At 46.0% G+C, this 5,007-nt stretch carries 4 protein-coding genes and 1 pseudogene; 3 read left to right on the forward strand and 2 right to left on the reverse strand.

Annotated features, from left to right (window positions below; translation table 11 throughout):
• Positions 1–340 (reverse strand): annotated as a pseudogene (locus PN462_RS10545) (RNA-guided endonuclease TnpB family protein); the annotation flags it as partial.
• A 221-nt stretch (positions 341–561) separates the two neighbouring features.
• Between PN462_RS10545 and PN462_RS10550 the strand changes: the two are divergent.
• Positions 562–1,029 (forward strand): DNA phosphorothioation-associated protein 4, encoded by a 468-nt coding sequence (locus PN462_RS10550; RefSeq protein ID WP_272128146.1) that lies wholly within the window; start codon positions 562–564, stop codon positions 1,027–1,029.
• 82 nt (positions 1,030–1,111) lie between these two features.
• On the opposite strand, the gene PN462_RS10555 is transcribed toward PN462_RS10550, so the two are convergent.
• Positions 1,112–1,996 (reverse strand): 4-hydroxybenzoate solanesyltransferase, encoded by an 885-nt coding sequence (locus tag PN462_RS10555; protein WP_272128147.1) that lies wholly within the window; start codon positions 1,994–1,996, stop codon positions 1,112–1,114.
• A 103-nt stretch (positions 1,997–2,099) separates the two neighbouring features.
• Between PN462_RS10555 and PN462_RS10560 the strand changes: the two genes are divergently transcribed.
• Positions 2,100–3,743: a Ppx/GppA phosphatase family protein gene (locus tag PN462_RS10560; protein ID WP_272128148.1), complete on the forward strand. Its 1,644-nt coding sequence runs from the start codon at positions 2,100–2,102 to the stop codon at positions 3,741–3,743.
• A gap of 499 nt (positions 3,744–4,242) precedes the next feature.
• A complete protein-coding gene (locus PN462_RS10565) occupies positions 4,243–4,626 on the forward strand; it encodes a hypothetical protein (RefSeq protein WP_272128149.1) in 384 nt (127 codons plus the stop codon).
• The last annotated feature ends 381 nt before the right edge of the window (positions 4,627–5,007 follow it).

Raw genomic sequence — 5,007 nt, forward strand, 5'->3', positions numbered from 1 at the left:
ACCCAGAATTCTTGTATTCCACTGAACGACAATTTTTCTGGAATTGAGGGTAGCCTTTTTTCCCAGGAATCCCTTTTTTGCAGTTATTATAAAATCTGGCAATGGCAGAATAAGCTCTCTCAATAGATGCTTGGCACGCGCTAGAATTTAAGGCTTTAGCAAAGGGAAACTCATCTCTAAGTACCTTGCTAAGACGATACAAGTCTTTTTGTCCAACTTCCAAATTATCCATCCAAAAACGAATTGCTTTATTGCGGATGAATTGAACCGTTCGGATGGCCTCATCAATGGCACTGTATTGAGTTGGTTTTCCTTTAGCCTTGAACTCTAAGACGAGCATTTTACGTGAGATAAACCTAAACCTACACAAAAGTATTATACCATCAAGTCGCCCTAAAAGGGCGACTGAGCTTGTCGAAGTCAGGGCGAGGCTTTAGACCCATTATTTTTGGTAACTTGCTTTTTGGGACAAACGCGCCTAAGTTAGCCTTAATTTAACATCCTGTGTATAATCTTCTTGTACTTGTTTTCCAGAATCATTAAACCTGTCTTTCTTTGCTCATGGGTGCAAGTCGAGTCCGAGTTGCCAAAGATAAAGCGGAATTGGTACAAGCGTTGGTGGCTGCTGCTGATACGACGGGGCCATTTCAGACTTACGCGGATGCTGTGGCCTTTGCGGCTCTCATGGGCGTACAATGGCAAAAGCGTGTCCCCATCGGCACGGCGGCCAAAAATGAACCCTCTCCTATTGCTTTAGAAATCTTCATTTCGAGAGGATATGACCGTCTTCTCAAGTTACTGGCTTTAGTGGAAACCCAAACCCCCCAGGTCTTGTCTTCCTATAACCCTGAGAATGAAGGCCAATGGGTGCGGTTTTTTGAGGAGTATGCTAATGGGGGGTTAGAACTGTTACAAGAGGAACTCCGAGGGGCTGTGGACTATACGGAACGTCTTTTGTTGTTACTCACAAAAGAACGTTATCAAGAGGAAAGTTCCCCGGAAGACTTTGATCTCAGTCGGTTTTTGTAAGTGGGGTCCCTCACCCCCTCACCCCCTGACCCCCTCTCCCCATTTGGGAGAGGGGGAATAATAATAATGGTCTCTCACGCGGCTAGAACAGTGAACCACTGATCATTCCGGCGAGTAAAATAAATCCTAACCCTACATTTTGCCGGAAAATAGTGGCATAGGTGGCCGGGGGAATTTCGGCTTGGGAGAGTTGCCAGACTTGCCAAGACCAGCCAATAACGGCGATTCCCCACCCCAACCAGAAACTAACCTGTAAGGGCAGTATGAGGGCTAAATAGGCTAATAATCCGGCAGTGGCGGCAAAAAAGACCCCGACGGCCACGGGAGCATATTGACCAAAAAATAAGGCACTGGAGTTAACGCCGATTTTGGCATCGTCTTCTCGGTCTGACATGGCATAAACGGTATCAAACCCTAATGTCCAACACAGCACTGCGCCCCATAATACCCAAGTGGCGGGGGATAATTCTCCGGTCACGGCGGTCCAACTGATTAAAACGGCAAACCCCCAAGCGAGGGCTAAGACGAGTTGGGGGATGGGGAAAAACCGTTTGGCGAGGGGATAGGCAATAATGACTGGGACGGCAAAAACGCAAAGCCAAAAACTTAAAGGGGTGAGATATAACGCTAGAATAGCAGCACAGGCTAGGGCGACTAGACCGACGAAAATTCCTGTTTTGACCGATAAGGCACGGGAGGCTAAGGGACGGGTGCGGGTGCGCTCGACTTGGGGATCAATATCTCGGTCCCAGAGGTCATTGACCACACAACCTGCTGCACTGGTGGCTAAACTGCCTAAAATAATTACAGTAACGAGGGGGATGGGAGGTTGTCCCTGGGCAGCGAGAAAGACTGCCCATAATGCCGGAATCATTAAAATTAGTCGTCCTGCGGGTTTATTCCAACGGAGTAGCCGTAAGACGACTTGCCAAGTGGGTTCTGGGGTTTGGGGTGATTCAGTAATCATCAGCTTTTTCTCTGCTCACTCTTTGTTAATTTTCCACAAGCTCTCCCTTGAATGGGGGCTATGACAGGGAACATTGATTAATAGTACGAAACAGACTTAATTTATGGTTGATTCTATTCTTAGTTCTGAAAGCAACAGTCGTGTATCTTCTCTCGATCCGTCTCAGGAGATTATTTTAGGCGCGATTGATGTGGGGACGAATTCGATTCATCTGGTGATTGTGCAGATTGAGCCGCAATTGCCCGCTTTTACGATTATTGCACGAGAAAAGGATACGGTGCGGTTGGGCGATCGCGATCCTCATACGGGGAATCTGACTCCAGAGGCAATTGAGCGGGCCTGGAGTACCTTACAACGGTGTAAGGAATTGGCGACGAGTTTTAATGCCCATTCTCTCATTGCCACGGCCACCAGTGCGGTCCGAGAGGCCCCCAATGGGAGGGATTTTATTAAGCAGGTGGAGAAGGAGATTGGCATTCAAATTAATCTTATCTCTGGACAAGAAGAAGCGCGACGGATTTATTTGGGGGTCTTGTCGGGGCTAGAGTTTGACCATTATCCCCATGTGATTATTGATATTGGCGGGGGTTCGACGGAATTGGTGTTGGCAGACCGCTATGAAGCCCGGTTTCTCAGTAGCACGAAGGTGGGGGCTGTCCGTCTCACTCAAGAGTTTATCACGACTGATCCGGTGGAGAGTGACCAGTTAAATTATCTCCGGGCTTATGTGCGGGGAATGTTGGAGCGGCCTATTGAGGAAATTCGCAGTTCGCTGGACTGGGGAGAAAAACCCCGCTTAGTGGGGACTTCGGGGACGATTGAGACGTTGGTGGTGTTGTTGGCGAAACGGGAGGAGGATAATTTTCCTAACCCGCTTAATGGTTACACGGTGAAACGAAAACATCTCGAGGAGTTGACTAAAGATTTGTCCAAGATGGACTATCAGGAGCGTTGTGAAGTCCCCGGTATGTCGGAGAAACGGGCTGAGATTATTGTGGCGGGGGCGGTTATTCTCACTGAAGCGATGAAAATGCTCAATTTGGAGGAGATTACTATTTGTGAGCGAGCGTTGCGGGAGGGGATGATTGTGGATTGGATGTTGTCCCATGGGTTGATTGTGGACCGTCTTCAGTTTCAGGGGGAAGTCCGTCAACGGAGTGTTTATAAGATTGCTCAGAAGTATCAAGTGAAGCTGGATTACAGTGAGCGAGTGGCGAAGTTTGCGGTGAGTTTGTTTGATCAGTTACAGGGGAAGTTACATTTCTGGGGTGAGGAGGAGCGCGAGTTACTCTGGGCTGCGGGGATGCTTCATAATAGTGGTTTGTATATTTCCCATTCTGCTCACCATAAACATTCTTATTATTTGATTCGCCATGCGGAGTTATTGGGATATACGGAGACGGAGGTGGAGGTGATTGCGAATTTGGCTCGCTATCATCGTAAGAGTAAGCCTAAGAAGAAGCATGATAATTATCGGAGTTTACCGAGTAAGCATTATCGGCGGATGGTGGATGAGTTAAGTGCTATTTTGCGCATTGCGGTGGCGTTTGATCGTCGGCAAATTGGCGCGATCGCATCGGTCGAATGTCAGTATGATTCCCACCACAAGCGGGTTAACCTCCATATCAATCCCCAAGACGCTAATGATGATTGTGCCTTGGAGTTATGGAATTTGGGGTATAAAAAGGAAATTTTTGAGGATGAGTTTGGGGTGGCCATTGAAGCGACTGTCGGCCCTGAACATTAAGGGGGGTTGAGGGTTCAAGTACAGTCTCCCATGTCCTGATCTCAGATTAATCTCAGATTAGGACGCGGGAGTCCTCTCCTACGCTAGGTTAACCCTTGATCGGGTACTGGGATCATTCTGGGTGTTCTGAAAAAATTGTGTCTAAATGTAACAGACCGAAGGACTCACCATGAGAGAGTCAAAGTCAGTGACACAACCTGAGATTTTCTGGCTTAATTCTTCTTTTGATCGGTCTCTGTTCTTATGGCTGAAAGCTAGTCGTCATCAGTGTTAAACCCCTGATAACAATTGTTTTACCTGGTTGCTCATCATCCCATCCCTTGCAGAGAATGGGAACTAAAGATTTAGGTATTTATACCATAAGCCTTTCACTTTTAGTGTGAACTTTTATTACATACATTTCATCTTTGAGAAGAATTTAACTATACTGAGTTATCAAAGTTAGAAGTATATTTAATCTTCTGTTCGTTTAGTAGATTTGGAAATCTGGAGGAATTCAATGGTGTTGGCTCAAAGACAAAGTTGGGAGAAAACCTATTTAGCGATCGCTAAGAGCTTTTTAGTTTGGAGTTTTACATTAACTGTTTGTTTATTAGTCGTCGGCTTTCCCCTTGTGGTCTTAATGGCAACTATGGCGGTTTTAGCGGCAATTATTTTACAATCCGTTTTACCGATGAGCGCGGTTTTAGTCGTTGTCGGTAGTGTGATTGGCGTTAATATTTTATCAGTCTTTGTTGGTGCTGCGGTACTGACGTTAAAAGGAGTCCATCCCGAAGATGTAACTTGGTTAAACTGGTTACATGGCAAGAATCAACCGATTCATCCTAATCCGACTTATTCATCTTGTCCTTTAACTTGCGATTTAGTGAAAATTGTCCAATAGTCCTTTGGCCTTTGAGTTTGGCAACACCGATGAACTCATGAAAGGAATGACTAAGTTGTATGAATTGACTTGAAGCTGTAATTTGATATCCATCTAAATTAAAACTCGGTTAGGTTTTGCTTCCTGACCGAGTTTTTTTTGGCGAGTTTTTTTTGGCGAGTTTTTTTTGGCGAGTTTTTTTTGGCGAGTTTTTTTTGGCGAGTTTTTTTTGGTTTGTTGGTTGTGAAGAAGGGGACAGGGTGGGATAGTACCAGTCAGGTTGGGTGCGTTACACTTCGTTAACGCACCCTACGAGTTATCAGGCTTTTAGTTGGGTTGGGTGCGTTACACTTCGTTAACGCACCCTACGAGTTATCAGGCTTTTAGTTGGGTTGGGTGCGT

The sequence above is a fragment of the Spirulina sp. CS-785/01 genome (genome assembly GCF_028330525.1).
Lineage (GTDB): Bacteria > Cyanobacteriota > Cyanobacteriia > Cyanobacteriales > Spirulinaceae > JAQMSD01.